The sequence below is a fragment of the Rhodoferax sp. RT4P68 genome (assembly GCF_056521305.1).
In genome coordinates this window covers 63,448-87,950 of the sequence record NZ_JBWMBB010000012.1, presented here as the reverse complement: position 1 = coordinate 87,950, position 24,503 = coordinate 63,448, and the positions used below count along the sequence as shown (strand labels likewise).

Here is a 24,503-nt window from a genome sequence, read left to right as displayed (position 1 = left end):
CCGTGGTGCGTCGGGGCTCTCAGACCTGTACGAGGTCGGCGATGCAGTCGTCGACGCGGCGCAGCCAGTCCAACACGGAGGGCGGCAACGGTTCGGCTTGCGCGCCGGCCCAGCGCCGGCCCACGTTGCGTGTCAGCGTACGCAGCTGCCAGGCCATCTCCTGGGCGATGAGTGAGAGTTCGCTCATCAGCACCTCGTCGTCACCGTCCTCGCTGCCGAGCATGCGCAACTGATCAGCGCTGGCGCCAGCTCCGGCCAGCAGGCGGCGCATCTGCTCGCACTGTTGCGTGATCGGCACCATGCCGGCGCTGCGGGCTGGCGGTAGATTCCTGGCCTGCGCCAGTGCGGCCGGCCAGTCGGCCAGCAGGCCGTCCATGGCAATCAGCCGCTGCGCGGGTGAGGCCACCGGCTCCAGCGAGGCCAGCTCGGTGGGCGACGCGGCCACGCCGTCTTGGCTCAACTGGCGCAGCACGGCCATCACCTGGTCGCACAGCGCCGGGTCGTACCGGTGGCGATTCGTGCGCAGCAACAGCGACAGCCGCAGCGCCGACAGGCCACGCCCAGGCCGCAGCAGCGCGGACATCACCTGCGCCAGCGACACCGTGCGGCCCCAGGCGCTGATCTTGTCGCCGGCCAGCCCGGCGGGGTAGCCCGAACCATCCAGCAGTTCATGGTGTTCACGCACCGCGCGGATCAACTCGCGCGGATATTCGTGGTGGCGCTCCAGCAGCAGGCCCGAGATCAGCGGGTGCGAATACAGCTGGCGCCGTTGCGCGCTGGTCAACGGGCCTTCGGTGTTCAGCAGCGCCGGGTCGATGTGCAGCATGCCCAGGTCTTGCACCAGCCCGGCGGCGGCCAGCATCACGACGTCATAGCGCAGGCCGTTGCCGCCGCGCGCCAGCCAGCCGGCCAACAGGGCGGTGCACACGGCGTAGTGGAACAGCGCGGGATGCACATCGCGCGCCACGCTCAGCTGGAAGGCCACGGGTGGTGGCAACGGCACCGCCTCCAATGCATCGAGCAGTTGGGCCTGCGCCGCAGGTGAACCCAGCAGATAGGCCAGCACCGGGCGGCGGCTGATCAAGTCTTCACCGGCCGCCCGCAGTGCCTTGCCGTTCACGCTGTCTTCGGCCAGCAGGCTGTCTTCCAGCGGCACGGCCAGCTGGTGGCGCATCAAACGTTCGTAGAGGCCGGGGTCAACAGTGACGCCTTGCTCGATCAGCTTGACGCCTTGCGAGCTGTAGATGGCCGTGGTCGCCTTGGGGGGGCGCTGGTCGGTGAGCTGCTGGACGGCTTGCTGAAAATTGGGCGAGACGCTCGGCAGGGGCATCTGTTGGTTGTATCACAGGGTTTACGAATTGGTTGTCACATCCGGCTTGCAGACGGACAGCCGAATGCCCCCGGCGCGACGCGGACGGGGCCATGCCACCTAAAATCGCGCATCCCCCGCCTTTCGTCCTTCGCCCAGGACACATCCCCGATGAATGCCCCGGTCGACGTCTCCTTTTTCGCGCGCGCCGCAAAACCGCTCGCCAGCTACCGCAAGTACTGGGCGGCCCGCTTCGGCACGGCCAAATTTTTGCCCACCTCGCGCGAGGAAATGGTCGCGCTCGGCTGGGACAGCTGCGACATCGTGCTGGTGACCGGCGATGCGTATGTCGACCACCCCAGCTTCGGCATGGCCGTGATCGGCCGCATGCTGGAGGCGCAGGGCTTTCGCGTCGGCATCATCGCGCAGCCTGACTGGCAGAGCGCCGAGCCATTCCGCGCGCTCGGCAAGCCGAACCTGTTCTTCGGCGTGACCGCCGGCAACATGGATTCGATGATCAACCGCTACACGGCGGACCGCAAGATCCGCAGCGATGACGCCTACACGCCGGGCGACGTTGGCGGTGCCCGGCCCGATCGCGCTGCCATCGTCTATTCGCAGCGTTGCCGCGAGGCCTGGAACGACGTGCCCATCGTGCTCGGTGGCATCGAGGGCAGCCTGCGGCGCATCGCGCACTACGACTATTGGTCCGACAAGGTGCGCCGCTCCATCGTGGTCGATGCCAAGTGCGACTTGCTGCTGTATGGCAACGCCGAGCGCGCCATCGTCGAGGTGGCACACCGGCTGGCCGCACGCGAGCCGGTGGCGCAGATCACCGACGTGCGCGGCACTGCCTTCGTGCGCCGCGAGTCGATCGAGGGCTGGTTCGAGATCGATTCGACCAGCGTGGACGCGCCGGGCCGCGTCGAGGCGCATGTCAACCCGTACCTGATGGTGTCCGAGCAGGCCAAGGCCAACGGCGCCACCTGCAGCCGCGACGACGAAGCCCAGGCTGTGGCCGACCAGGCCAACGCCGGCGGCGCCAGCGTCAAGCCGCTGCAGTTCGTGCCCAACCCGCGTGTGCAGCTGAAGGTGCCGCCGCGCGACCGCTCGGTGATCCGGCTGCCCAGCTATGAGCAGGTGAAGTCTGACGCCGTGCTGTATGCCCACGCCAACCGCGTGCTGCACCTGGAAACCAACCCCGGTAACGCCCGCGCGCTGGTGCAGGCACATGGCGAGGGCGCGACCGCGCGTGATGTGTGGATCAACCCGCCGCCGATCCCGCTGACCACGGCCGAGATGGACATGGTGTTCGACCTGCCCTATGCGCGCAGCCCGCACCCGCGCTATGCGGACGAGGCCGGCAGCCATGACGGCGCGACCAAGATCCCGGCCTGGGAGATGATTCGCTTTTCCGTGAACATCATGCGCGGCTGCTTCGGCGGCTGCACCTTCTGCTCGATCACCGAGCACGAGGGCCGCATCATCCAGAGCCGCAGTGAAGAATCGATCATCCGTGAGGTGGAAGACATCCGCGACAAGGTGGCCGGCTTCACCGGCACCATCTCGGATCTGGGCGGCCCCACGGCCAACATGTACCGCATCGGCTGCAAGACGCCCGAGATCGAGGCCGCCTGCCGCAAGCCCAGCTGCGTGTACCCCGGCATCTGCTCGAACCTGAACACCAGCCACGACCCACTGATCAAGATCTACCGCCGAGCGCGGGCCTTGAAGGGCATCAAGAAGATTCTGATCGGCTCCGGACTGCGCTACGACCTGGCGGTGCAGAGCCCCGAATACGTGAAAGAGCTGGTGCAGCACCACGTCGGCGGCTACCTCAAGATCGCGCCAGAGCATACCGAGCAAGGCCCGCTCACGAAGATGATGAAGCCCGGCATCGGCAGCTATGACAAGTTCAAGCGCATGTTCGAGCAGTACTCGGCAGAGGCGGGCAAGAAGCAGTACCTGATCCCGTACTTCATCGCCGCGCACCCCGGCACCAGCGACGCGGACATGATGAACCTGGCCGTCTGGCTCAAGAAGAACGGGTTCCGCGCCGACCAGGTGCAGACCTTCTACCCCAGCCCCATGGCCACGGCCACGGCCATGTACCACAGCAACAAGAACCCGCTGCGCAAGGTGACGCGCGACAGCGAGGGCGTGGACATCGTGCGCGGCGACAAGCGCCGCCGGCTGCATAAGGCCTTCCTGCGCTACCACGATTCGAACAACTGGCCGCTGCTGCGCGAGGCGCTCAAAGCCATGGGCCGCGCCGATCTGATCGGCAACGGCAAGCACCATCTGATCCCCAGCTGGCAGCCGCTGAACGATGGTGGCTACGAGAGCGCGCGGCGCAAGAACTCGACGCCGGGGCCCAGTGCGTCTCAGGCTGCGGCGAAGCCGGTCAAGGGCAGGCTGCTGACCCAGCACACCGGCCTGCCGCCGCGTGAGACCGGCGCGCCCCGCCGCAAGCCGCGCTGAGCGCGGCGGGCGCGCCGGGCCGTCAGCTCAACCGCGTTCCCGCAGCACAGCGCCCAGCGCCTCCACCAGCGTCGCGCACTGGGCGTCGCTGCCGATGCTGATCCGCAGCCATTGTTCGATGCGCGGCTGACGGAAGTGACGCACCAGAACGGCCCGCGCGCGCAGGGCCGCCGCCAGTGCACCCGCGTCGTGCTCGGGATGGCGCACGAACAGAAGGTTGGCCTGCGAAGGCAGCACCGTGAAACCCAGCCCTGCCAGTTCCTGCGCCCACGACGCGCGGGTCGTCACGACTTGGGCACATGCGGCGCAACCGGCGCTACAGGCAGCTTGATGGCCTGAAGAAGGTGAGGCCTGCAGACCATGGGCGCCACTGCGCCCACTCGGCTGTCCGCAGCGGCACGCTGAGGCAGTGCATTTCAACCTTGTCCGCGATGTGGAACCTACACCACGGAATGTGGCACGACCCTCGTGCGCCGCGCCATGGATGCACTTCTTGAAGCCTCAAGTCGTGCACCTGGACGCGAGCGTTCACAGCACGATTTTGCCGTTCTTCCAGCCACCGCTGCCGCTGCTGATCGCAGCCATCAAGCGGTCCAAGTAGTCCCCGAAGCTGCTGGCAATCACCGTCCCCCCAAATCCATGATCGTGCCGAATCAGTTGCCCGACGGTGCCTGCAGGCCCCGGGACAAGATCAATAAAGACCCAGTTCCCAGAAAAGCTAAATCCAATGGGTATCCACTTCGGCTGCGGCCCGGGTCGCACCGGTTTAGGACTCACTAAATGGGCAACATCTTCGTCGTCCTCGGACATGTCGGCCAAGTCCTCCTCGGTGAAAATTCTGCTGGTGTGCCTCCACATTTCCAAGACTTTCGCAAGCGGAAGCCAAGGGCAGTCTGGAGGGAGAAGTACGGGTTCTGGAGCGTCGTCACGAAAAATATCGCATCCGTCATGGCGCAAATAGGCGTTTCGGACGTCCTCTGGAAATTCCAAGCCCATTTCCATCTCTACTGCACGGATGTGGCCGAGCGTCGCTGACGCCCGAAGGCTCTTCAAAACGTCCGGTTGGTTGTTCGCCAAATGAGATTCCAGCCGCTCCCATCTAGTCACATTTTCTTTCTTCATTTGATTCTTCTTTAATCAACGTGACCCAAAAATCGTCACCACCCTGCGATGTTCCGGCATCGGCAGAGCTTGTAAAGTCTAGTACGCGCTCGTAGTGTAAAAAGACGCCATACTGCGAACCCGACTTTGTATTGTGCGATAGCAAAATCCTTCTAACAGATGTCTGTGCGGGGTTATTGGACGCCCGCTCCAAGTTGCCGCAAAAGGGTATTCATCGCAAGAGCAGCAGCGGCGGCGTTGGAGCAATTGGCAGATCGCTGCCGGGGAAGTCTGGTCAGCCACAACGAAGCAGAATTTTGCACCTCAGAGCAGGCTGCTTTCCGGTTGGCCTCGATCACAGAAGCAAACCTAGTGCGGCGCATCGCTTGTCCTATGCCAGCGACAAGTTCGAAGCCCACGCGCAGCCCGGCCAGCGCATACGACTTCGACATGGTCTGCACCACCAGCAGGTTCGGATACCGCTTCACCAGCGCCGCTGCACTCTGACCGCCAAACCCCACATAGGCCTCGTCGACCAGCACCACGCGCCCGGGCGCTGCCGCCAGGAGCCGCTCGATGTCCGCCAAGGGCAGTCCAATGCCCGTTGGCGCATTCGGATTGGCCAGCACGATGCCTGCGCAGCCCCGTCCAGCCAGCGCGGCCAGCGCGGCGACGTCGATGCGCAAGCCTTCGTCGACCGGCACCATCTGTGCCGTGATGCCGTACAGCAGCGCCCAGCTGCGATAGAAGGTGTAAGTGACGTCGGGGAACAGCAGCGGGCCGGGCTGCTGGAAGAATGCGAAGAAGGCGTGGGCCAGCACCTCGTCGGAGCCGTTGCCGACGAAGACCTGGGCTGGCTCCAGGCCATGCCGCGCGGCAATGGCTTCGCGCAGCGCCGTCGATTCGGGATCTGGATAGCGCTCCAGCCCTTCATGTGCCGCGTGCGCAATGGCCTCCACGGCACGCGCCGAGGGTGGCATCGGGTGTTCGTTGGTGTTGAGCTTGACGAGGTTCGCGATGTGCGGTTGCTCACCGGGCACATACGGCTCGAGCGCCGCGATGCACGGGCTCCACAGTGGTGACGAAGAGGCGGCGGTCATGCGGTGATCGTAACTTCCGGTCCCGGTCATGGCGCCCACCATCTGCAGCCACGCTGTTCGCCGGGATGGCTTGCCGGCGGTGTGACCGCCCAAGAGAAAGCCGCTGAACGTTGCCATTCAGCGGCCGGGGGGAGCGGGAAAGCTCAGCCGCCCTTGCGCGAGCGCTTGCCCGGGTTCTTCTTGCTGCGCGTGGCGACGCCGCGCTCCAGACTGATCTTCTGGCCGCCGCCGGTGCGGCGGGCGGAAAAGCCGCCGGCAGGCGTGGGTGAGGGGGTGGCCTTGCGATCGGCTTCGGTGACGACTTTGTTGCCCATGATTGCTCCTGAATGGCGTGACGAAAACCCGCGATGATCGCACACCTGTCAAGTCTCGATCTGGTAACGGGCCTGGGCGCACGCACGGCGCCATACGGCGCGCAGATCGTGAACACACGGCGCATCGCGCTGCGCGGGTTTGCCAGCGGCCCCGCGGGCTCTCAGGGGCGGCGCTCGACGGCGCCCGGCCGCGCCTTCTCGGCCGGTGCGTTCCAGCGCCAGTTCGCGAAATACGGCACCAGTTCGGAGAGATGCTGCACGCTCGGCACCGGCGTGTTGGGCACGGCCTGGCGCCCACCGTCGTTGAACCAGACGGTGTGCAGCCCGCACCGGGCCGGGCCGTGCACGTCCTGCTCCAGCGAGTCACCGACCATGGCCATGTGGTCCGACGGCACGCCGGTGGCGCGTTCGACGGCCAGCCAGAACGCGGGGTCGTCCTTGCGGGCGCCGATGTCGGCGTAGCAGAAGATCTGCTGGAAATGCCGCCGCAGGCCGGCGCGTTGCAGCGCCTCGCCGATCTGCTCGCGGCTGGACACGGCAGCGTTGGTGGCGATGTGCAGTGGCCAGCGTGCCGCCAGCGCGGCCAGCGTGGCCGCTGCGCCGGGCGTGACGATGACCTCGGGCCAGTGCGCCATTGGCAGGTCTTGCGGCCCGTTCTCGGCCATCAGCGTTCCGCCCCAGTCGAAGCAGATGCTGCGCAGTGCGAGCGAGCGCATCACGCGGGCAGAACGTGTAGCGGCACGTCCTGTTCGCGGGCCAGCCGTTCCAGCTGTTTGCGGGTGCGCGAGGCAAAAAACGCGGCGATCGCCTCGCGCGTGGCGGCGGACAACATGCTTTTGCGCGACGCGTCGGTGACGCCGCAAGCCTCGCACAGCGCCTGGGCGAAGTGCGGCTCTAGCGCGGCCACGGCGACCCGGCCATCCTTGCACGGGTAGACACGGTAGCCGGCATGGGCACCGCCGACCGAGCCCTTGGGCGCCGTCAGGCCCCAGGTGCGCGGCAGCGCCAGGTAGCCTGCAGCGTCGGCCAGCGCCACTTCCAGAAACACGCCACGGCCTTTGGCCGCCCGCAGCAGCTGGGCTTGCAGCACGGCCTCGCTGGCCATCAGCGAGCCACCCATGTCGGCGTACAGCGTGGGTGGCAGCGCCAGGCCGTCGACCAGGCCGTGTTCGGCCAGGTAGGTCAGGTCGTGGCCCGGCTCCTCGGCACGCGCGCCGGTGGCGCCGACGATGGCCACTTGCGAGAGCTGCGGGTACCGCCGGTGCAGTTGGCGCCAGTCAAGGTCCAACTTGGCCAGTGCCGACGGGCGGAACGAAGTGATCAGCACATCGGTACGCGCCAACTCGCGGTGCAGGGCCTTCTGGCCGGCGTCCGTCTTCAGGTTGGCCTGCAGCACGCGCACGCCCTGGTGCAGATCAGCGTAGGCCGCGGGCGCGTAGACGGCCATCGGGTCGCCGGCACCGCCGTCGGGCGCGGGCGGCTCCAGCTTGACGCAGCGGGCGCCCATGGCCCGGCAGCGCATGAGCGCCGCCGGGCCGGGCAGGTTCAACGCCAGGCTGAGGATGCGTACACCAGCCAGCGGGCGGGGCGGGGCATTCCTTCGAGTGGGGGACGGTATGGGAGCAGTGACGGCCATGGATGAACAGTGCAGTGGCGAATGGCGCTGGAAAGCGAAGGCAGGCGCGGGCGGCATGGCCGCTGTGGTGCGCGTGTACGTCGGGCGGCGCCGCCAACTCGTGGTGACGCGTGCCGTGCTGGGCCTGTCAAATTTAGCAGGCTAGGCGACCGGCTCGGCCCCATCATCAAAATTTCACCCATTCGCGCAGAGTTGTGCACATATTCTCTGTAGCAGGCGTGAGTGCACAGTGACGTATGCCTGCTCAGCCCCCGCTTACCGGACCTGCCTGCAGCGCTGCCCACTCGCCGTCGGTGAACAACCGCGAGCGCGTGAGGAACCGCTGTCCCGTCGGCCCCTCCAGCGAAAACATGCCGCCGCGCCCCGGCACCACGTCGATGATCAGCTGCGTGTGCTGCCAGTACTCGTACTGCGCACCGCTGATGTAGAACGGCATGCCGCCGATGTCGCCCAGCCGCCGGTCGACCTCGCCCACGATGAATTCGCCGAGGGCATAGCACATGGGCGCGCTGCCGTCACAGCAGCCACCGGACTGGTGGAACATCAAAGGCCCGTGCTGCGCGGCAAGGGTCTCGATGAGCACCAGCGCAGCGGGCGTGGCCGTCACGCGGTCGACGGCGGTCACTGGGGTGCCTGGGGCTTGCGGCGCGGCGCTCATCCAAACACCAACTTGCCCTTCATGATCGACCAGTGCCCGGGGAACGAGCAGAAGAAGCTGTAGTCGCCGCCCTTGGTCAGCTTGGCCGTGGAAAAGCTGATCTTCGTGCTGCCCCCGCCGCCGATCACCGGCGTGGCCGCCAGCACGCGTTCGTCGCCGGGCTTCACATAACCGCCAGCGGGACCGGCATTCATGCCGGCCAGGGCGACCGAGCGCATGGCTGCGGTGTCGGTCAGCACCCAGTTGTGGCCCATCGCCGTGACCGGCAGCGTGCCGCTGTGTTTGAGCGTCAGCTCCACGGCCGTGCAGTCGGCCGCGACCTTCAGCTCGGGCTGGTCGAACTGCATCTGATCGTTCGAGCTGATGGTGAGGGCACAGGTCTTGGCCTGCACCGAGGCGCAGGCGGCCAGGGCGATGCCGGCCGAGAACGCGCGAAGGAGAGTGGATGTGTTCATGTCTGGCAGTAGAAAAGGGTCGTGTTTACCAGTCGGTCGGGCAGCCGGTGCAGCCCTCGAACTCGACATCGGAGAACACCGCGAAGCGCAGCTTGGTGCCGCGCATGGAGGCGTTGCGAAAGCTCGACGTGCTGAACTTGGTCTCCTGCACGTCGGCGCTGTCCAGCGTGGCGCCCTCGTAGCGCGTGCCGATGGACCAGGCGCCCGACAGGTTGGCGCCCGTCAGGTCGGCCTGCATGAAATCGGACTTGCTCATGCGCGCCGATTCGAAATCCGCGCCGACCAGCCTGGCCCGCACGAAGCGCGCCTGCGCCAGGTAGGCCTTGCCGAACTGCGCGGCGATCGCCGTCGCGTCCGTGAAGTCCGCGCCGACCAGGTTGGCCGCGCGCAGGTCGGCCCGGCTCAGGTTGGCGCCACGAAAATCCGCGCCGCGCAGGTCCTTGCCCACGAGGTTGGCAAAGCGCAGGTCGGCCCCGGCGCACTGGGCCTTGGGCCCGGGCGTGCAGGTGGGCGTTTGCGCGGCAGCACTTAGTGAGGCTGCCAACGCCAGGGCGCCCAGCAGCCCAGACAGAACAGGGGGCCGCGGAGCAGGCCATGCCAGCAGACGCCGCGGAACTGACTCTGCCAGGCCGCTGGCGGCGCCCCCTTGAGGGGGTTGGCGGAGCGCGAAGCGCGCAGACTGGGTGTGTTTCATGACTTCGGCAGCTTGAACACCCAGTACGAGCCGCCCTGCGTGACGGTCTTCGTCAGGTCAGCCATGTCGCCTCCCCACAGTGGCACGGCGCCGCCATAGCCCGAGGCGATGCCGATGTACTGCTCGCCGTCCTGGTCCCAGGTGACGGGGATCGAGATGATTCCCGAGCCGGTCTGGAACTTCCACAGCTCCTTGCCGTCCTTGGCGTCGAAGATCTTCACGTAGCCGTTCGACGTGCCCGTCACCACCAGCCCGCCGGCCGTGGCCAGCGTGCCGGCCCACAGTGGATAGACCTCCTTCTTCTCCCAGGCGATCTTGCCGGTCTGCGGGTCCAGCGCGCGCAGCGTGCCGACGTGGTCGTCGTGCAGCCGCTTGATGCGAAAGCCCATGCCCAGGTAGGCCGATCCGGGCTTGTAGGTCAGGTGCTCGGCCCAGTAGTCCATGCCCCAGTGGTTGGCGGCGATGTAGAACAGGCCGGTGTCCGGGCTGTAGCTCATCGGGTTCCAGTTCTTGCCGCCCAGGAACGGCGGCGAGACGAACACCGATGGCCCCTTGTCCTGCCCCTCGGCCGGTTGCTGCGGGCGCTGGCCGGGGTTCTCGATCGGCCTGCCCGTCTTGAGGTCGAAGCCCTTGGCCCAGGTCACGCCGTCCACGAACGGGAACGCCGCCAGCAGCGCCGTGGGCTTGTTGGGGTAGCCCGCGCCCGTGGCCAGCTTGTTCACATCGGTCACGAAGAAGAAGCCGTTGCGGTCGGCATGGCCGCCGGCCTTGACGGTCTTGCCGTTCTTGTCCTTGTAGTCGAACAGCACGATCTCGTTGTTGCCCGAGAAATCCCAGGTGTCGTTCGGCGTGTGCTGAAAGAAGCCCTTCAGGTCGCCGGTGGTTGCGTCCACATACGCCTGGCCCGAGGTGAACAGGCTGTCGAACTTGGCCGGGTCGCCGCCCTGCGGCGTGCGCAGGTTGCCGTTCCAGGGCGCTGGGTTGCCGGCGCCGATGACCACTGTGTTGGTCTCCGGGTCGAAGGTGGCGCTCTGCCATGGCGCGCCGCCGCCCTGGCTCCAGGGCTGGGTCTTGCCGGTCGCGCTCTTGGGGTCGCTGGGCCACGAGGGCGCCTTGGGGTCGCCCGTGTGGGTGCTCGTCTGGCCGTTCAGCCGGCCCTGGTGGCCTTCGACCAGCGGGCGCGCCCAGACCTCTTCACCGGTGTTCGGGTCACGCGCGAACAGCCAGCCGACGACGCCGAATTCATCGCCCGAGCTGCCGTGGATCAGCAGCACGCGTCCGTTCTTCTCTTTGACCAGCGTGGGCGCGCCGGTCATGGTGTAGCCCACTTTGTGGTCGCCGAACTTCTTGTTCCAGACCACCTTGCCGGTGTCCTTGTTCAGCGCGATCACGCGCGCGTCCAGCGTGCCGAAGTAGACCTTGTCGCCGTAGATGGCAGCGCCGCGGTTGACCACGTCGCAGCAGGGGCGGATGTCGTCGGGCAGGCGGTGCTCGTAGGCCCACAGCTGTTTGCCAGTCACCGCGTCGAGCGCAAACATGCGTGAGTACGAGGCCGTCACGTACATCACGCCGTTGTGCACCAGCGCCTGCGTCTCCTGGCCGCGTTGCTTCTCGCCCCCGAACGAGAAGCTCCACGCCGGCACCAGCTTGGCCACGTTCGTGCGGTCGATCTGCTTGAGCGGCGAGAAGCGCTGGCCCTTCAGGCCCAGGCCGTAGCTGAGCACGTCCTTGGGCGTGGCGTCGTCGCGGGCGATGTCGTCCCAGCTGACGGTGGGGCTGTCGCTCTGCGCGATGGCGGGCGCGCTGGCGGCCAGCAGCAGGGCGGTGGCGATGGCGATCGATGTCTTGTGCATGGAAATGTCTCCTCGGATGGGTGGTGGTGTGCGGGTGCGATCAGTCGGGCTTCTTGGTGTCGACGTAGCTGCGGATGGCCCAGACGGCCTCCTGCGTGAAGATCTCGTTGAACGGGGGCATGTAGACGCGTCCGTCGCGCGTGCGGCCCTTCATGACGGTGGTGTAGAAGTACTGGTCCATCTCGGCCATGCAGGCCTTGTCGGGCTTCTTCATGTCGCCGCAGTCGGCGTTCAGCTTGCGCAGGTCCGGGGCGATGCCGCCCGACTTGGCCTCCAGCCCGTGGCAGCGCGCGCAGTTGGCGTTGTAGGCCGTGCTGCCGATGCGCACGGCCTCGCCGTTGGCCGTGGCATTGCTGCCGGTGACGGCGTAGGGGTTGTCGTCCAGCGCCTTCTCGCCCAGCTTGGGCAGCGTGTGGGTGTCGACAGCCTGGGGCGCCATGTCGCCGTGGGCGAATGCACTGCCGGCCAGGGCCATTGCCAGCGCGGCGATCAAGGTGCGTGCGGTGTTCATGTGGGGGTCTCCGACTCGGGTGGACATGCAGCGGCCCGGCCTGCTGCGGTGAGCAACAGGCGAGGGCGTTCGCCAGGGTGGTGTCAGCGGCTCAGAAGAAGCCGAGCTTGTTTTCGCTGTAGCTGACCAACAGGTTCTTGGTCTGCTGGTAGTCGTCCAGCATCATCTTGTGGTTCTCGCGGCCGATCCCCGACTGCTTGTAGCCACCGAAGGCCGCGTGCGCCGGGTACTGGTGGTAGCAGTTGGTCCACACGCGGCCGGCCTGGATGCCCTTGCCCATGCGGAAGGCGGTGTTCATGTCGCGGCTCCACACGCCGGCGCCCAGGCCGTACAGCGTGTCGTTGGCAATGGCCAGCGCTTCCTCTTCGTCCTTGAAGGTGGTCACCGAGACCACCGGGCCGAAGATCTCTTCCTGGAACACGCGCATCTTGTTGTGGCCCAGGAACACCGTGGGCTGGACGTAGTAGCCGCCCGCGAGATCGCCTTCGAGCTTGGCGCGCGCGCCACCGGTCAGCACGGCTGCGCCCTCTTGCCGGCCGATGTCCATGTACGAGAGGATTTTTTCCAGCTGCTCGCTCGACGCCTGCGCGCCGATCATGGTGCTCATGTCCAGCGGGCTGCCTTGCTTGATGGCTTTGACGCGTGCCAGCGCACGTTCCATGAAGCGGTCGTAGATCGATTCCTGGATCAGCGCGCGGCTGGGGCAGGTGCACACCTCGCCCTGGTTCAGCGCGAACATCGCAAAGCCTTCCAGCGCCTTGTCGAAGAAGCCGTCGTCCTGGTCCATCACGTCGGCAAAGAAGATGTTGGGGCTCTTGCCGCCGAGTTCCAGCGTCACCGGGATCAGGTTCTGGCTGGCGTATTGCGAGATCAGCCGGCCGGTGGTGGTCTCACCCGTGAAGGCGATCTTGCCGATGCGCGGCGACGAGGCCAGCGGCTTGCCGGCCTCCACACCGAAGCCGTTCACGATGTTCAGCACGCCGGGCGGCAGCAGGTCGCCGATGATCTCGGCCAGGACGAGGATCGAGACGGGCGTCTGCTCGGCGGGCTTCAGCACCACGCAGTTGCCGGCGGCCAGCGCGGGCGCCAGCTTCCAGATCGCCATCAGTAGCGGGAAATTCCAGGGAATGATCTGGCCGACGACGCCGATGGGCTCGTGGAAGTGGTAGGCGTAGGTCTCGTGGTCGATCTGGCTGATGCCGCCCTCTTGCGCCCGCACGCAGGCCGCGAAGTAGCGGAAGTGGTCGATGCCCAGCGGCAGGTCGGCCGCCATGGTTTCGCGGATCGGCTTGCCGTTGTCCCAGGTCTCGGCCGTGGCCAGCAGCTCGATGTTCTCCTGCATGCGGTCGGCAATCCTGTTCAGGATGTTGGCGCGCTCCGTCGTGGAGGTCTTGCCCCAGGCGGCCCTGGCGGCGTGGGCAGCGTCCAGCGCCAGCTCGACATCGGCGGCCTGGGAGCGCGGCACTTCGCAGAACGGCTTACCGGTGATGGGAGTGAGGTTCTCGAAGTATTGGCCGTCCACCGGCGCCACCCACTGGCCGCCGATGAAGTTGCCATAGCGCTTTTTGAAAGGTACGGCGGTACCGAATTTGCCAGGTTCCAGCATGTCCATGTTTGACTCCGTTGCTTTGTGATCCGCCCCGCGACATGCGGTGGCTGGCAAAGGACAGTGCAACCGCCGTACCTGCGCGGACTGGGGGAAACGCGGGGGAGGGCTTCAGAGGGAAAGCGGGGAAGGGCGGGGTGGCGTGGTGCGAAATGCGACAGGGCGGTGGCGCAGCGGGCGACGGGATGTCGCGGGATGCGACGGGGGTGGGGTTTCGGAGGGGACTGGAGCGCCGCGAGGAAGGGCCCACGCGAACCGGCTCGACCGGGCGCCGTCAGCCCGCATGCGGTTGCGCCGAGCAGACCCTTGCCGGACGCGCGATGGGCGTGCGATGGATGCGCGATGGACGCGCGATGGACGCGCAGCGTCAACGCCGCCCGAAGCCCATGCGCGAGAGCAGCCCGTCACGGCGCACGAACTGGTGGTACAGCGCTGCGGCAATGTGCAGGCCAATCGCCAGCATCAGCAGTTTGGCCACGATGCCGTGCACGGCGCGCGGTGGCAGTCCATCGAAGTTGACGGGCAGGCTGCCGATCCCTGCGAACACGGTCTGCGGCAAGCCGGCGAGCACCGCGACGGCCACGCCGCTGCCGGCCATCAGCAGCACCAGGCCGTACAAGGCCCAGTGTGTTGCCGGGGCCAGCCTGTCCAGCATCGCGTGGCCGGTGCTCGCAGGCGCCGGGTGTGCGGTCTTCAGGCGCACCACCAAGCGCACGAGCGTCAACAGCAGAATCAGACCGCCCGCAACCATGTGGCCTTGCAACGCCGAGATCTTGTCCGGCGAATCGTTGGGAACGGTCTTCAGCGCGAACGTGCCCATCGCCAGCGCGACGATCAGCAGCAGTGCCAGCAGCCAGTGCAGCACAACCAGTGCACGGTGGTATCGGGTGGGGCGTGTGTTCATCAGGTCTCTTCGCAATCGATCGGGGCCAGCGGTCGGCGCTCCCGCTGCGTACAGCCACTAGGGCTTGATGGGTGCATACGTGCCTGGATTGATGTCGCCGAACTCACCGGCCGCGGCGACGAGCTTTTGAAACTCGGGCTTGAGCCACAGTGCTTCCCAATCCTTGAAGGACCTCCACCGCGACACGCCCACGAATTCGGGCTTGGTGGCGGGGTTTCGGCTTTCCATCAGCGCGTTCTCGATGTAGCCCGGCTGCTTGCGGATGTAGTCGCGAATGGTGGCCATGCTCTCTTGCAAACGGGCACGTGTGGAGGCGTTGCGCGCAGAGAACTGCATCACTGTGACAACAGTGTTCGGATCGTCGAGCGCAGGCACGGCCTGCGCAAACGCTGCAGCGTTCGAGACAACCAGTGCGAGGGCGAGCAAGGCGGTACGGATCATCATGTTGGGCATCTCCAGGTGAATCAGCGGTGTGGCTGCCACGGACCCAAGCGATCCGTGAGAGGGCGAGTCTGCGGCGATCCGCGGTGGCGCAGAAGTGCGCGGGGTGGGAATGACTATTCCATTGGTGGAATAGACTGAAGCCCATGAGCGATCTGTCCGTCCTGCACGACATGACGCTGTTCGTCGAAGTGGCGCGAACCGCGAGCTTCAGCCGCGCCAGCCGCAACCTCGGTGTCCCGGGTGCCACGCTGTCGCGGCGCATCGCGGCCATGGAGCGTGCGTTCGGCGTGCGCCTGTTCGACCGCACGACGCGGCGCGTCGAGCTCACCGACGCCGGGCGGCGTTACTTCGAGCGCTGCGGGCGCCTCGTGGACGAAGCCCGTTTGGCCCAGGAAGCGCTGCGCGAGACCGCCGCGCAGCCCACCGGGCATGTTCGGATGTCGATGCCGGTCGACCTGGGCGTGACCGTCGTCGGCCCGCTGCTGACGGAGTTTTCGCGGCAGTTTCCAGGCATCAGTTTCGATCTCGACCTGTCGCCGCGCAACACCGATCTGGTCGGTGAGCAGGTCGACGTTGCGATTCGCCTGGGAGCCTTGAAGGACGGGAAGCTCGTCGCGCGCCGCATCGGCCATGTCGAGCAAAGGTTGTTCGCGTCGCCCGCCTACCTGGGCCTGTACGGCCGGCCCACCCGGCCGGCCGACCTGGTCGACCACGAATGCATCTTGCTGCGTGGTGCGCAGCGCCAGGCGCTGTGGCGGTTGCAGGGCGACACCGAACTGGTCGAGCTCGCGGTGCGTGGACGCTTCATGGTCAACAACGTGGGCCTGATGCGTGTGCTCGCAGAGCGCGGCATGGGCATCGCAGTGCTGGACCCGTCGCTGGTCCGTGAACCGCTGGCCCAGGGCAGGCTGCTGCAGGTCCTGCCCGAATGGGCCGCACCGCGGCTGCCCATGCATGCCGTGATGTCCTCCCGCATGCAACCGGCCAGCGTACGCGCCTTGCTCGACTTTCTGGTGGCCCGATTGCTGGTGCCTTGAAGGTGGCAGGGCCAACGGGCGTGACCGGTGGAATGACGGGCGCAGCCCGGGCGTACACCTGATGGACTGAGGGAAACCGACCAGCAGATTCGCGCTTTGCGACACCCCGCGCGGGCGCCGCGCCCCTACGATGCGGCGCCATGCGCAATGCGGCTCTGCGATTCCTCTTTCTGCTGTGCACCCTGTGCCTGCTCGCGCCGGCGTGGGCGGCGGACGATCCGCTGCGCTCGCCGCTGTGGGCCGGCATGCGCCAGCGCATGCTGGGCGAGGGCCCGGTGGTGTTCGATGCGCGTGTGCAGGTTGCCATGCCGCCCAGCGCCGAGGACCCGCTGTCCGTGCCGGTGGAGGTGCGCTTCGACGGCCTGGCCGAGGTGGAGCGCGTGGTGGTGTTCGCCGATTTGAATCCCATCCCCAAGGTGCTGGACTACCGCCCCGGCGCGGCTGGCGGTGCGCTGTCCTTTCGCATCAAGGTCGAGCAGTCCACCCCGGTGCGCGCCGCAGTGCGCACGCGCGATGGCGTGTGGCACGTGGGTGGCGCCTGGGTGGCGGCGGCTGGCGGTGGCTGCACCGTGCCCAGCCAGGGCAGCGTCAACACGGCCTGGCAGGAGCGCCTGGGCGAGGTGTCGGCCCGGCTCTGGCCACGGCCCCACGGTGCCAGCCGGTTGCGGCTGCGCGTGATCCACCCCATGGACACGGGGCTGGCCGGCGGCGTTCCGGTGTTCCACGTCGAGGCGCTGGCGCTGCAGGACGCAGCAGGGCGCGAGCTGGCGCGGCTGCAGCTGTTCGAGCCGGTGGCCGAGAACCCGGTGCTGAGCGTGGACTTGCTCTATCGGGGCACGGTGCGCATCGCGGGGCGTGATACGCAGGGCAATGTCTTGTCTGCGGTGGTCGCACCATGAAGCGCCTTGGGTTGGCGGTGCTGGCGCTGGCGTGCGTGGCGGCAACCGCGCGCGACTTCCCCCGGCCCCAGCGCGTGGCCGACGGCGTCTATGTGCTCGAAGGGGCGCGCGAGCACTTCAGCCGCGCCAACGGCGGCGACATCGCCAACACCGGGTTCATCGACACGCCGGCCGGCGCGCTCGTCATCGACACCGGCCCCTCACTGCGCTACGGCCAGGCCCAACGCGCGGCGGTGCGTGCCGCCACCGGGCGCGACGCGGTGCAGGTCTACATCACGCATGCCCACCCGGACCACTTCCTCGGCAGCCAGGCCTATGCCGGCCTGCCGGTGCAGGCGTTGCCGGCCACGGCCGCGCGCATCGCGCAGGGCGGCGACCAACTGGCGCAGAACCTGTTTCTGGCGGTGGGCAGCGCCATGAGCGGCACGGCGGTGCAGGCGCCGGCCGCGCTGCCGACGCCGCTGCCGGCGGTGGTGGTGTTCGGCGGGCGGCGGCTGCAGCTGATCGCGCTGCAAGGCCACAGCGCGGCCGACCTGGCGGTGTTCGACGAGGCCAGCGGCACCCTGTTCGTCGGCGACCTGGTGTTCTTTGAACGCGCGCCGACCACGCCCGACGCCGACCTGGACCAATGGCTGGCCGCACTGGACCAGCTGGAGCGGCTGCCCCTGCGCGTGCTGGTGCCGGGCCACGGGCCGGTGGTGCGTGGCCCCGAGGCCATTGCCCAGACGCGCGACTACCTGCGCTGGGTGCAGGCCACGCTGCGCGACGCGGCGGCGCGTGGGCTGGACATGAACGAGGCCATGCGGCTGCAGGCGCCCGCGCGGCTGCGCCGGCTGGCCGTGCTGCAGGCCGAGTGGCAGCGCACCGTGATGCACCTGTACCCCGCGCTGGAGGCCGGCACGCTGCCCAGGGTGGGTCACTGAGTGCCGAAGCTATCGCGCAGCAGCGTCTGGTATGCGGCCTCGGCCGCAGCGCCCTCGACCGTGCCGAAATGCTGGCGCAGCGCCGACAGGCGGCCGGCCACCACGCCGTAGTCGGCCTGCAGCGCGATGGCGGCATCGGGCGCCAGCAGGCTGTGGCACTGGCTTTGCAGCCGGGGAGACGGCTCCGGCGCCCGCCCGTCCAGGTCCGCGCAGATCGCCGCCGCGCAGGCCTGCGCCGCGCTGTGTGCCGCCGTGGCCGACTTGGGCAGCGGGTACACGGCCGCCGCATCGCCCAGCACATGCACGCCCGCGTGACGGCGCGATGCCAACGTGTGCGGATGCACCGGGCACCAGCCGCTCTCGTCCACCAGATCGGCCGCGTGGCACAGCTCCGCTGCCTGCTGCGCCGGGATGATGCAGGCCAGGTCTGGCTGCAGGCGTTCTCCCATCAACATGTGCACCTCGCCACGCGCCGTGTCCACGGCCTGCACCTCGCCACCCTGCGCGCGCGGCCACCACTCGATGGCGCTGGGCGGCAATTGGCCCCAGGCGCGCTGGAACTGCGGCCGCAGGCTGAAGTCGTCCTTGGCATCGGCGATCAGCACCTTGGCGCGCCGCCCGCGCAGCGCCCAGGCGAACAGGCTGGCGCGCTCGTACGGCCCGGGCGGGCAGCGGTAGGGGTGGGCCGGGGCCGAGACCAGCACCGTCGCACCGTCCGGCAATGCCGCGAACCGCTGGCGCAGCGCCAGCATCGACGCATCGCCCAGCCAGCCGTGGGGCATCTGGTCGCAGTTGGCTGCGTCCAGCCCCTCGACTGCGCCCCAGCGCAGCGCGATGCCGGGCGCCAGCACCAGCCGGTCCGCCGCGTGCCAGCGGCCGGCGTCGTCGCGCACGCGCAGGCGCACCGGGTCGACTTGCGCCACGGCTTGCGTTTGCCAATCGACACCGAGCGCGACCAACGCGGCCGGTGTGGCAGAGACTGACGCCACATCGCGCAGGCCGGCCACCATGGCGTTGCACATCGGCCCGGTGACGAAGTTGCGCCGTGGTTCGAACAGCGTCACGCGCAGCCCGGGCTGCAGCCGTTTCAATTCCTTCGCGCAGGTCGCACCCGCAAAGCCACCGCCGACGACGATGGCGCGGCCTGCCGCCACCGCCCGGCCCGCCGCCGCCATCGGCGCCGCAACCATCGCCGCCGGCCACCCCGCGGCCAACGCCACGCCGGCTGACAGCAATCGCCGACGACGCCGCGCAGGGGGCGTGGGGCGGGTCATCGATGGCGGGCGGGCATCAGCTTGCAGGCGACGCGGCGCAGACGAAGTCAGGCATGGCGCCAGCGTAGCCGCGCGCCGGCGACCGCGCGATCCCGGGAAAGCGACAGCCCGATTCGCAAGTTGCGACAGCATGGCCGGCCTCGGCCCGCTACGATCGCGACTCCAGCTAGGACCAGCGCACCACGGAGACCACCATGGCCGATGCCCCCGCCCCGGCGCCCACGGTCGAGCAGGCGCGTGAACTGTTCTTCCACCAGGGGCGCGACCCGGCGGCCTGGGTGGCAGAGCCGATCGCCCGGTCCTGGCAGCGCAGCCAGCACCTGCCCTGGCAGCAGCACGAGCTGGAGCCCATCACCCAGGGCGACCTGGACGAGCGCCGCGAGCAGGCCATGCGCCTCTTGGCCTGCGCGCAGCCCGAGCTCGATGGCCTGTCGGAACACGCTGCCGGCAACGGCTGCGTGGTGATCCTGACCGACGCCAGCGGGCTGATCCTGCACGAGATCGGCAGCACCGACTTTCTGCCCAAGGCCGAGCGCTTCGCCCTCAAGCCCGGCGTGGAATGGTCCGAGGGCCTGCGCGGCACCAACGCCATCGGCACCGCACTGGTCGAGCGCAGCGCTGTCATGGTGCTGGGCGGCGAGCACTACCTGGCCAAGTACGCGCAGCTGGGCTGCGCCGCCGCGCCCATCCTGGACGGGCGCGGCGAAGTGGCCGGCGTGCTGGACATCTCGGGCGACACCGTGCGCGTCAACCAGCACGCGCTGGGCCTGGTGCGCATGGCCGCGCAGCAGGTCGAGCACCGCATGCTGCTGGCCGGCGCCGAAGGCCACGTGCTGCGCTTTCACGCGCGGCCCACGTTGATCGGCACGCCGCGCGAAGGGCTGATCGTCATCACCGATGGCCGCATCGCCGCCGCCAACCGCCTGGCGTTGGACATGATGGGTGCCGACTGGGCAGCGCTGCTCGACCGTGACGTGAAGACCCTCTTGGGGCGCGACTGGGGCCGGCTGGAACATCGGCGCGGCCTGCTGACACTGCCCGGTGGCCGCCAGATCGCCGGCGTCGTCGAGCGGGTGGGTGGCGCCGTGCACGCTGCCTCGCGCCGCCGCACTGTCGAGGCGCAAGACGCATCGCCCACTGCCGATGCCGTGGCCCCGCTATTGACCAAGGCCACGCGCGTGCTCGACCAGGGCGTGCCCGTGCTCGTGACCGGCGAGACCGGCAGCGGCAAGGACGTCTTCGCGCGCCGCCTGCACGCCGCCAGCCGCCGCCGCGCCGGCCCCTTCGTCGCGCTGGACTGCGCCTCGCTGCCCGAGAACCTGATCGAAGCCGAGCTGTTCGGCTACGAGGAGGGCGCCTACACCGGCGCCCGCAAGCGCGGCAGCCCCGGCCGCATCCGCGAGGCCGACGGCGGCATCCTGTTCCTGGACGAGATCGGCGAGATGCCGATTGCCCTGCAGAGCCGCTTGCTGCGCGTGCTGGAAGAGCGCGTCGTCGTGCCGCTGGGGGGCGGGCGCGGCGTGCCGGTGGACATCGACATCGTCTGCGCCACGCACCAGAGCCTGGAGAACATGGTGCAGGCGGGGCGCTTCCGTGCCGACCTGATGTACCGCCTGGCCGGCTTCACCGCCAGCCTGCCGCCGCTGCGCGAACGTGCCGACCGCCGCGAGCTGATCGCGCGCCTGTTCGACGAGCTGGGCGGCGTGGCGCGCCGGCTGCGGTTGCAGGGCGACACGCTGGATGTGCTGGCCGCCCACGCCTGGCCGGGCAATGTGCGCGAGTTGCGCAGCGTGCTGAAGTCGATGATCGCGCTGGCCGACGAAGGCGACGATGTGGCGTTGGGCGACCTGCCGCCATCGGTCCAGCGCGGGGAAACGCCGGCTGCGCCCCCGGTGCTGCGCTCAGCTGCGGAGCCGGCCGCCGAGTCGCTGCGCGACACCACGCGCCACGCGATTGCGCAGGCGCTGCAGGCGTGTGGGCAGGACGTGGCGCAGGCGGCGCGGATGCTGGGGGTGCACCGGAGCACGGTGTATCGGTATCTGGGGCGGCAGGGCAGCTGAGCTGCGGGCTGCTCTCGGCGTGGCCCTGCGGGCGCGTTGTGATCAGCTGCCGCGTGGGTCGTCTCGGTGGACCGGCCGCCCCAGGCGAATCGGGCCACCCGGGCTGGTCGCGTGCACCTGGACGCCGCGTCGTGTCACGCTGAGACGCTTGCGCTCGGCCAAGCCCTGCGCCACCTGCCGGATCTGCGGCATGAGGGCCCGCCAGTCTCCGTTGTCCGCAACCAAGGCCCGTGCCACCTCCGACGGGCAGATGGTGGCGCGTTCTGATCTCGCCTCCAGCAGACTGAAAATCTTCTCCTCGATCGCGGCTGGCGTCACGTGGGCGCCATCGCTGCGTGACATGGCCGTGCGCGGGGCGCTCTACCGCACCCGCGCCGCGTACCCGCTGTCGACCCAAGCCGCTGCACTCGCCGCGCTGAGCTTGTAGCTGGCCGCCACCCGCGCCTCGCCCAGCACCTCCCCGGCCGCGTCCGTTGCCGTCAGCACTGCATATGGATACTCCTCGTCCGGCACGATGCGCAGCGCCACACGGATGCGCTCGGAACCGACGCCGATGTGGACTTCCTTGTTCAGCTGCGCATGCAGGTGCTGCTCATGGCGGCGCAGCACTTCGGACGCCGTCTTCACCAGCGTGTGGAACGCCGGCGCGTCCAGCGGCTTGGGGTTTTTCTTGTCGCGGCCCATGGTCCAGGGGCCGGTCAGGGCGGGCTCGGCCTCGCCGCGCAGCGTCATGGACACGGCCCAGCCGTCGTCGTCTTCGTTCTTGATCACGCGGGCTGTCCAGCGTTCGTCGCGCCACAGGCGGGGTTCCTGAATGGGAGGGTGCTCGGCCTCGTCGGCTGCAGGGGTCGTTGCGTCGTTCATCGTGGCATTGTCCGGCAGGCCGCCACCAGCGCCGGCAAGGCCGCGGCGGCGGTGGAGCGCCAGACGGACCGGCCGCCCGCAGCCAGCGCCTCGTCCGGGTCGATGACCCACACGGCGCCGCCGCGCTGCTCGGCGATGTCGGGCAGGCTCGCAGCCGGATACACCCGGCCCGAGGTGCCGACCACCAGCAGCAGGTCGGCCGCCTCTACGCTGCGCACCGCGTGCGACCAGGCCTGCGTCGGCAGGTCCTCGCCGAACCAGACGACGCCCGGGCGCACCGGGCCGCCGCAGTGCGTGCAGCGGGGCGGCGGCACCCGGCCATCCGGCATGTCGCCCGGCGGCACCTGGGTGTGAGCCGCCCCGGTCGTTCCGTCCGCGCCGCTTGCCTCGCCCGCGCCGTGCGAACCCGCTGCGCCATTGGCGCGGGCCGCGCTGTCCACGGTGGCTGGCCCGGCCGTGCCGTCCGACCCCGTCTGCGGTGCCGGCCGGCCACAGTCCAGGCAACGCGGTGCGAACAGGCTGCCGTGCAGGTGGATCACCTGGGCCGAACCAGCCCGCTCGTGCAGGTCGTCCACGTTCTGCGTGACGATGGTCAGATCCTGCACGCCGGGCAGCACCGCCAGGTCGCGCAGCGCCAGGTGGCCGGCATTCGGCCAGCTGCGCAGCACGCCGCGGCGGCGCGCTTCGTACCAGCCCCAGACCAGTGGCGGGTCACGCTCGAAGCCTGCGCGCGTGGCCAGCGTCTCGGGGTCGAAGCGGGACCACAGGCCGGTCAGGGCATCGCGAAATGTGGGGATGCCGCTTTGCGCCGACATGCCCGCGCCGGTCAGCACGACGATGCGGCGGGCAGTGCGCACGGCGGCGGCGAGGGCGGGCGGCGGGTTGGGGGCAGAGCGGTCGTCGTTCATGGTGCGATGTTGCCTCGGAAGGGGCAGCCAGGGCCGGCCTGTCGCAAGCAGGGAGAATGCCGGCCCTGCGTCTCAGCGCATCCCGTTGCGTGCCGCCCCTCCAGGATCACACGCTCCCTCGCCACCCACGCTCGCCATCTCAGCCTCATGACCACCTCCGAGATCTTCCTGATCGCCATGCTGATCATCTTCACCGCGCCCTACCTGGTGTGGCGGCTCGGCCGCACCGAGTATTTCGCGCCGCTGGTGGTGGTGCAGATCATCGCGGGCATCGTGCTCGGCCCCGGCGTACTGGGGGCGTTGTTCCCCGATTACTACGAGTTCGTCTTCAACGCGCCGGTGATCCAGTCGCTCAACGCCGTGGCGCAGTGGGCCGTGATGCTGTTCGTGTGGATCGCCGGCATCGAGCTCGACCTGCGCCAGGCGCTGGTGCACCGGCGCGAAAGTTTCGTCACGGCAGGCCTGGCGCTCGGCGTGCCGCTGGCCCTGGGCGCGCTGGCGGCGCTGGGGTTGTTGGCCACGCCGGGGTGGGTCGGCGCCCAGGCCATGGACTGGCAGTTCGTGCTGGGCATCGGCATGGCCTGCGCCGTCACGGCGCTGCCGATCCTGATCCTGTTCATGGAGAAGCTGGAGATCCTGCGCCAGCCCATCGGCCAGCGCATCCTGCGCTACGCCAGCCTGGACGACATCGCCATCTGGGGCGTGCTGGCGCTGATCCTGATGGACTGGGAGCGCGTGGGCAAGCAGGCCGCCTTCCTCGCGCTGTTTGCCGTGGCCAGCGTGCTGCTGCGCCGGCTGATGCTGCGCATCCCTGAGCGCGACCGCTGGTACGTGGGCCTGATCTGGCTGACCGCCTGCGCGCTGGGGGCCGACTGGTGCGGCCTGCACTACATGGTGGGCGCCTTCATTGCCGGCGCGGTGATGGACGCGGAATGGTTCGACCAGCAGCAAATGGACTGGCTGCGCCACCACGTGCTGCTGGTCGTGATGCCGGTGTTCTTCCTGTCCACCGGGCTGCGCACCAACTGGCAGGTGGGCGGCGCGGCAGTGTTCGTGGTGGCCGCCGTGCTGCTGGTGGCTTCGGTTGCCGGCAAGCTGATCGGCCTGCAGCTGGCCGGCCGCATCCTGCGCTGGCAGCCCGGTGAAGCCTCGCTGATCGGCTGGCTGCTGCAGACCAAGGCGCTGATCATGATCATCTTTGCCAACGTGCTGCTGGACAAAGGCATCATCACCAACGGCAGCTTCACCGCGCTGCTGCTGATGGCCGTGGCCAGCACCATGCTGACGGTGCCGGTGGTGTCGCCCAAGCTGGCGCGGATGCGGGAGATCGTGTTCCGGGAGCGGTGAGGGGTGTTTCACTCGATTGCGAAATGAGGCAAAACGCGCGTACGATTTGGCTGCAAGAACAGGCGAATCTACGGTGCGCCTTGCACCGCCGCCATCCGGGAGCCACCATGAGAGCGAAGGACATG

At 68.6% G+C, this 24,503-nt stretch carries 25 protein-coding genes; 6 read left to right on the top strand and 19 right to left on the bottom strand.

The annotated features are described in order from the left end of the window. Window positions 1–19: 19 nt before the first annotated feature. Window positions 20–1,330, bottom strand: a complete 1,311-nt coding sequence (locus AC099J_RS23295; RefSeq protein ID WP_479617682.1) for an HD-GYP domain-containing protein — start codon at window positions 1,328–1,330, stop codon at window positions 20–22. Window positions 1,331–1,480: 150 nt separating this feature from the next. On the opposite strand from AC099J_RS23295, the gene AC099J_RS23290 reads away from it, so the two are divergent. Beyond that, window positions 1,481–3,790 (top strand): YgiQ family radical SAM protein, encoded by a 2,310-nt coding sequence (locus AC099J_RS23290; RefSeq protein WP_479617681.1) that lies wholly within the window; start codon window positions 1,481–1,483, stop codon window positions 3,788–3,790. Between the two features lie 27 nt (window positions 3,791–3,817). Here AC099J_RS23290 and AC099J_RS23285 read toward each other — a convergent pair whose 3' ends face one another. From AC099J_RS23285 to AC099J_RS23220, 14 genes are all read right to left on the bottom strand, one after another. Next, window positions 3,818–4,078: an aminotransferase class I/II-fold pyridoxal phosphate-dependent enzyme gene (locus tag AC099J_RS23285; protein WP_479617680.1), complete on the bottom strand. Its 261-nt coding sequence runs from the start codon at window positions 4,076–4,078 to the stop codon at window positions 3,818–3,820. Window positions 4,079–4,318: 240 nt separating this feature from the next. Continuing rightward, window positions 4,319–4,912: an SMI1/KNR4 family protein gene (locus tag AC099J_RS23280; protein WP_479617679.1), complete on the bottom strand. Its 594-nt coding sequence runs from the start codon at window positions 4,910–4,912 to the stop codon at window positions 4,319–4,321. A gap of 173 nt (window positions 4,913–5,085) precedes the next feature. After that, window positions 5,086–5,991: a pyridoxal phosphate-dependent aminotransferase gene (locus AC099J_RS23275; RefSeq protein WP_479617803.1), complete on the bottom strand. Its 906-nt coding sequence runs from the start codon at window positions 5,989–5,991 to the stop codon at window positions 5,086–5,088. Between the two features lie 143 nt (window positions 5,992–6,134). Continuing rightward, window positions 6,135–6,305: a hypothetical protein gene (locus AC099J_RS23270; RefSeq protein WP_479617678.1), complete on the bottom strand. Its 171-nt coding sequence runs from the start codon at window positions 6,303–6,305 to the stop codon at window positions 6,135–6,137. A 161-nt stretch (window positions 6,306–6,466) separates the two neighbouring features. Continuing rightward, a complete protein-coding gene (locus AC099J_RS23265) occupies window positions 6,467–7,021 on the bottom strand; it encodes an HAD family hydrolase (RefSeq protein WP_479617677.1) in 555 nt (184 codons plus the stop codon). After that, window positions 7,021–7,941 (bottom strand): CoA transferase, encoded by a 921-nt coding sequence (locus tag AC099J_RS23260; RefSeq protein WP_479617676.1) that lies wholly within the window; start codon window positions 7,939–7,941, stop codon window positions 7,021–7,023. The genes AC099J_RS23265 and AC099J_RS23260 overlap by 1 nt, the downstream gene beginning before the upstream one ends. A 244-nt stretch (window positions 7,942–8,185) precedes the next feature. Continuing rightward, window positions 8,186–8,599, bottom strand: coding sequence for a DUF779 domain-containing protein (locus AC099J_RS23255; protein ID WP_479617675.1), 414 nt, complete (start codon window positions 8,597–8,599; stop codon window positions 8,186–8,188). Beyond that, a complete protein-coding gene (gene azu / locus AC099J_RS23250; RefSeq protein WP_479617674.1) occupies window positions 8,596–9,054 on the bottom strand; it encodes an azurin in 459 nt (152 codons plus the stop codon). The genes AC099J_RS23255 and azu overlap by 4 nt, the downstream gene beginning before the upstream one ends. Before the next feature lie 25 nt (window positions 9,055–9,079). Beyond that, window positions 9,080–9,598, bottom strand: a complete 519-nt coding sequence (locus AC099J_RS23245) for a pentapeptide repeat-containing protein (protein WP_479617673.1) — start codon at window positions 9,596–9,598, stop codon at window positions 9,080–9,082. 146 nt (window positions 9,599–9,744) lie between these two features. Beyond that, window positions 9,745–11,601 (bottom strand): methanol/ethanol family PQQ-dependent dehydrogenase, encoded by a 1,857-nt coding sequence (locus AC099J_RS23240; RefSeq protein WP_479617672.1) that lies wholly within the window; start codon window positions 11,599–11,601, stop codon window positions 9,745–9,747. A gap of 40 nt (window positions 11,602–11,641) precedes the next feature. Next, window positions 11,642–12,112, bottom strand: coding sequence for a cytochrome c-550 PedF (gene pedF, locus AC099J_RS23235; RefSeq protein ID WP_479617671.1), 471 nt, complete (start codon window positions 12,110–12,112; stop codon window positions 11,642–11,644). A 91-nt stretch (window positions 12,113–12,203) separates the two neighbouring features. Further along, window positions 12,204–13,724 carry an aldehyde dehydrogenase gene (gene adh, locus AC099J_RS23230; RefSeq protein ID WP_479617670.1) on the bottom strand — a complete coding sequence of 507 codons (1,521 nt, stop codon included), beginning with the start codon at window positions 13,722–13,724 and terminating at the stop codon, window positions 12,204–12,206. Window positions 13,725–14,085: 361 nt separating this feature from the next. Next, the gene (locus AC099J_RS23225) at window positions 14,086–14,622 is read right to left on the bottom strand and encodes a cytochrome b (protein WP_479617669.1); all 537 of its coding nucleotides are present in this window, start codon (window positions 14,620–14,622) and stop codon (window positions 14,086–14,088) included. Window positions 14,623–14,679: 57 nt separating this feature from the next. Continuing rightward, on the bottom strand, window positions 14,680–15,066 hold the full coding sequence (locus tag AC099J_RS23220) for an antibiotic biosynthesis monooxygenase family protein (protein ID WP_479617668.1): 387 nt from the start codon (window positions 15,064–15,066) through the stop codon (window positions 14,680–14,682). Between the two features lie 143 nt (window positions 15,067–15,209). Between AC099J_RS23220 and AC099J_RS23215 the strand changes: the two genes are divergently transcribed. From AC099J_RS23215 to AC099J_RS23205, 3 genes are all read left to right on the top strand, one after another. Beyond that, window positions 15,210–16,103 (top strand): LysR family transcriptional regulator, encoded by an 894-nt coding sequence (locus AC099J_RS23215; protein WP_479617667.1) that lies wholly within the window; start codon window positions 15,210–15,212, stop codon window positions 16,101–16,103. A 140-nt stretch (window positions 16,104–16,243) separates the two neighbouring features. Next, complete coding sequence (locus tag AC099J_RS23210) at window positions 16,244–17,002, top strand: quinoprotein dehydrogenase-associated SoxYZ-like carrier (RefSeq protein WP_479617666.1); 759 nt, start codon at window positions 16,244–16,246, stop codon at window positions 17,000–17,002. Further along, window positions 16,999–17,925 (top strand): quinoprotein relay system zinc metallohydrolase 1, encoded by a 927-nt coding sequence (locus AC099J_RS23205; protein WP_479617665.1) that lies wholly within the window; start codon window positions 16,999–17,001, stop codon window positions 17,923–17,925. Before AC099J_RS23210 ends, AC099J_RS23205 begins: the two co-directional genes overlap by 4 nt. On the opposite strand, the gene AC099J_RS23200 is transcribed toward AC099J_RS23205, so the two are convergent. Continuing rightward, window positions 17,919–19,199 carry an NAD(P)/FAD-dependent oxidoreductase gene (locus tag AC099J_RS23200; protein ID WP_479617664.1) on the bottom strand — a complete coding sequence of 427 codons (1,281 nt, stop codon included), beginning with the start codon at window positions 19,197–19,199 and terminating at the stop codon, window positions 17,919–17,921. The genes AC099J_RS23205 and AC099J_RS23200 overlap by 7 nt on opposite strands. A gap of 194 nt (window positions 19,200–19,393) precedes the next feature. Between AC099J_RS23200 and AC099J_RS23195 the strand changes: the two genes are divergently transcribed. Next, complete coding sequence (locus tag AC099J_RS23195; RefSeq protein ID WP_479617663.1) at window positions 19,394–21,259, top strand: sigma-54-dependent Fis family transcriptional regulator; 1,866 nt, start codon at window positions 19,394–19,396, stop codon at window positions 21,257–21,259. 42 nt (window positions 21,260–21,301) lie between these two features. Here AC099J_RS23195 and AC099J_RS23190 read toward each other — a convergent pair whose 3' ends face one another. From AC099J_RS23190 to AC099J_RS23180, 3 genes are read right to left on the bottom strand one after another with little or no spacing between them, the layout of a single operon-like run. Continuing rightward, window positions 21,302–21,601: a DUF3253 domain-containing protein gene (locus tag AC099J_RS23190; RefSeq protein WP_479617662.1), complete on the bottom strand. Its 300-nt coding sequence runs from the start codon at window positions 21,599–21,601 to the stop codon at window positions 21,302–21,304. Window positions 21,602–21,619: 18 nt separating this feature from the next. Beyond that, on the bottom strand, window positions 21,620–22,123 hold the full coding sequence (locus AC099J_RS23185) for a hypothetical protein (RefSeq protein WP_479617661.1): 504 nt from the start codon (window positions 22,121–22,123) through the stop codon (window positions 21,620–21,622). Beyond that, complete coding sequence (locus AC099J_RS23180; protein ID WP_479617660.1) at window positions 22,120–23,031, bottom strand: SIR2 family NAD-dependent protein deacylase; 912 nt, start codon at window positions 23,029–23,031, stop codon at window positions 22,120–22,122. The genes AC099J_RS23185 and AC099J_RS23180 overlap by 4 nt, the downstream gene beginning before the upstream one ends. Before the next feature lie 147 nt (window positions 23,032–23,178). Here AC099J_RS23180 and AC099J_RS23175 point away from each other — a divergent pair, with 147 nt between their 5' ends. Next, complete coding sequence (locus tag AC099J_RS23175) at window positions 23,179–24,378, top strand: cation:proton antiporter (RefSeq protein WP_479617659.1); 1,200 nt, start codon at window positions 23,179–23,181, stop codon at window positions 24,376–24,378. Window positions 24,379–24,503: the final 125 nt, after the last annotated feature.

Coding starts and splice junctions, on each gene's coding strand:
- AC099J_RS23295 (WP_479617682.1), bottom strand. CDS start 1,330: ATGCCCCTGCCGAGCGTCTCGCCCAATTTTCAGCAAGCCGTCCAGCAG.
- AC099J_RS23290 (WP_479617681.1), top strand. CDS start 1,481: ATGAATGCCCCGGTCGACGTCTCCTTTTTCGCGCGCGCCGCAAAACCG.
- AC099J_RS23280 (WP_479617679.1), bottom strand. CDS start 4,912: ATGAAGAAAGAAAATGTGACTAGATGGGAGCGGCTGGAATCTCATTTG.
- AC099J_RS23275 (WP_479617803.1), bottom strand. CDS start 5,991: ATGACCGCCGCCTCTTCGTCACCACTGTGGAGCCCGTGCATCGCGGCG.
- AC099J_RS23270 (WP_479617678.1), bottom strand. CDS start 6,305: ATGGGCAACAAAGTCGTCACCGAAGCCGATCGCAAGGCCACCCCCTCA.
- AC099J_RS23265 (WP_479617677.1), bottom strand. CDS start 7,021: ATGCGCTCGCTCGCACTGCGCAGCATCTGCTTCGACTGGGGCGGAACG.
- AC099J_RS23260 (WP_479617676.1), bottom strand. CDS start 7,941: ATGGCCGTCACTGCTCCCATACCGTCCCCCACTCGAAGGAATGCCCCG.
- AC099J_RS23255 (WP_479617675.1), bottom strand. CDS start 8,599: ATGAGCGCCGCGCCGCAAGCCCCAGGCACCCCAGTGACCGCCGTCGAC.
- azu (WP_479617674.1), bottom strand. CDS start 9,054: ATGAACACATCCACTCTCCTTCGCGCGTTCTCGGCCGGCATCGCCCTG.
- AC099J_RS23240 (WP_479617672.1), bottom strand. CDS start 11,601: ATGCACAAGACATCGATCGCCATCGCCACCGCCCTGCTGCTGGCCGCC.
- pedF (WP_479617671.1), bottom strand. CDS start 12,112: ATGAACACCGCACGCACCTTGATCGCCGCGCTGGCAATGGCCCTGGCC.
- adh (WP_479617670.1), bottom strand. CDS start 13,724: ATGGACATGCTGGAACCTGGCAAATTCGGTACCGCCGTACCTTTCAAA.
- AC099J_RS23225 (WP_479617669.1), bottom strand. CDS start 14,622: ATGAACACACGCCCCACCCGATACCACCGTGCACTGGTTGTGCTGCAC.
- AC099J_RS23220 (WP_479617668.1), bottom strand. CDS start 15,066: ATGATGATCCGTACCGCCTTGCTCGCCCTCGCACTGGTTGTCTCGAAC.
- AC099J_RS23215 (WP_479617667.1), top strand. CDS start 15,210: ATGAGCGATCTGTCCGTCCTGCACGACATGACGCTGTTCGTCGAAGTG.
- AC099J_RS23210 (WP_479617666.1), top strand. CDS start 16,244: ATGCGCAATGCGGCTCTGCGATTCCTCTTTCTGCTGTGCACCCTGTGC.
- AC099J_RS23205 (WP_479617665.1), top strand. CDS start 16,999: ATGAAGCGCCTTGGGTTGGCGGTGCTGGCGCTGGCGTGCGTGGCGGCA.
- AC099J_RS23200 (WP_479617664.1), bottom strand. CDS start 19,199: ATGACCCGCCCCACGCCCCCTGCGCGGCGTCGTCGGCGATTGCTGTCA.
- AC099J_RS23195 (WP_479617663.1), top strand. CDS start 19,394: ATGGCCGATGCCCCCGCCCCGGCGCCCACGGTCGAGCAGGCGCGTGAA.
- AC099J_RS23190 (WP_479617662.1), bottom strand. CDS start 21,601: ATGTCACGCAGCGATGGCGCCCACGTGACGCCAGCCGCGATCGAGGAG.
- AC099J_RS23185 (WP_479617661.1), bottom strand. CDS start 22,123: ATGAACGACGCAACGACCCCTGCAGCCGACGAGGCCGAGCACCCTCCC.
- AC099J_RS23180 (WP_479617660.1), bottom strand. CDS start 23,031: ATGAACGACGACCGCTCTGCCCCCAACCCGCCGCCCGCCCTCGCCGCC.
- AC099J_RS23175 (WP_479617659.1), top strand. CDS start 23,179: ATGACCACCTCCGAGATCTTCCTGATCGCCATGCTGATCATCTTCACC.